This is a genomic window from Bariatricus sp. SGI.154 (assembly GCF_050313795.1).
GTDB lineage: Bacteria > Bacillota > Clostridia > Lachnospirales > Lachnospiraceae > CAMBRQ01.
Genome location: NZ_JBNPMC010000077.1, coordinates 1 through 1,628, shown reverse-complemented (window position 1 = coordinate 1,628; position 1,628 = coordinate 1). Strand labels below are relative to the sequence as shown.

The following is a 1,628-nucleotide window of genomic DNA, read 5'->3' as shown; positions in this document are numbered from 1 at the left end:
CGTTTTGCGAATGGCGCGGGCTGAACTGTTACAATTGCGTAAATCAAACAACTAAAAGGACATGGATGACCATGCCCCGTAATCTATCTCTTAATTCAATTTCACGTTCAGATAACTTCTGCCAGACAATGTCTTATTAAAGCAGATACTACATATAATAATTACTGTTCCAATCAGGAATCCCCACCAGTTGAATATTGCAGTCAATATCAAAAGTTCCAATCGCATGAACTTAAGCGCATATCCTAATTCAAAATTCGGCTGCGTATAGTTCGCTACGGATACAAATGCCATATACAGCATCACCTCTGAATTGAACCATCCGGACTGTACTGAGAATTCTCCCATAACCAGACCAGCAATTACACTAAGGGGCGTACTGAGCATACTCGGCGTATTCATTGCCGCCAGACGAAGTCCGTCAATCGCAATCTCCAGCAGCAACAATTGCCAGATCAGCGGAATATTCACAGTATCCTTCACCGCTACGAACGCAAACACTTCAGGTAGCCAGTTCAGATTCTGCATGAATAACAAGAACACCGGCGTTAAGAATACTGTCATAATCGTAATCAATCCTCTCGCAATTTTCAGATAAATATTCGTAAGCGTCGGAAAATAATAGTCATTTGCCTCTTCAATCATATCAAAGATTGAGGTCGGAAGTATCATAGCAGACGGTGAATTATCTACTAATAAGACGACTTTCCCTTCCAATAGGCAAGCCGTCGCGGTATCCGGGCGTTCCGTAAACTTGAATTTCGGGAAGGGATTGTACCATTTCCTTTTAAAGAGACATTCCGCCAGGCTCTGCTGATTCATCCGTAGTGCATCCGTCTGAATATTCTTAATCCGATTCGACACATTCTGCAACAGTTCTTGATCCACCCTGTCGCTCATATAGCAGATAGCAACATCTGTCCGCGAACTATCTCCCACTTCCACCATCTCCATTACCAGGTGCGGGTCCCGAATTCGCCTCCGCATCAGCGCTGTATTGAATACAATCGTCTCCACGAACCCATCCCGCGATCCTCGAAGCGATTTATCTTTATCCGGCTCTTCCACGCTTCTTGCCGGATACGTCCGACAGTCAATGACAATACATGCCTCATACCCATCAATGAAAAGACAGGTAGCGCCAGATAATAGATTCTTAAGAACCGCATCAAAATCTCCCAGGACATCCACCTCCACATAAGGAACACATTCCCTGGCAAAACTTGTGGCATCCACTGGCATATCCTCTTCTTTCACACCAAAGAAAGAATCCATAATCTTCAGCATACTCTCATCTTTCGTAAAACCATCTATAAAGTAAAAAGAAGCACAGCGACCTCCAATCATGATATCTCTCTGCACGATATCATAACTCTCTTTTATCGGAAGCACCTGGTTCATATAGGCAGTGTTCTCTTCCCTTGACGCTGTTATTTTCTTTACTTCCGGCTTGTTATCTGATTTTACGTCTGGCATCTTATTCCCCACCTTCTACATTATACTTATGAGATATAGAATGTCCGTAAAATTCCAAATTATACGGTACTTTCAAAAAATGGGAATTTAGTGTAGAAAATGGATTCTTGAAAAGTGTACGGTGAAGCAGAAGAAGATGGATGGCTCCGAGA

General features: G+C 42.9%; 1 protein-coding gene. It reads right to left on the bottom strand.

Annotation, left to right across the window (positions count from 1 at the left end; genetic code table 11):
* Positions 1-90: 90 nt before the first annotated feature.
* Positions 91-1,476, bottom strand: coding sequence for a spore germination protein (locus ACQRBN_RS17385; protein WP_427740355.1), 1,386 nt, complete (start codon positions 1,474-1,476; stop codon positions 91-93).
* Between the last annotated feature and the right edge of the window lie 152 nt (positions 1,477-1,628).

Bases quoted from the DNA above. Each gene is read 5' to 3' on its own strand.
- ACQRBN_RS17385 (WP_427740355.1), bottom strand. From the start codon at position 1,476: ATGCCAGACGTAAAATCAGATAACAAGCCGGAAGTAAAGAAAATAACA.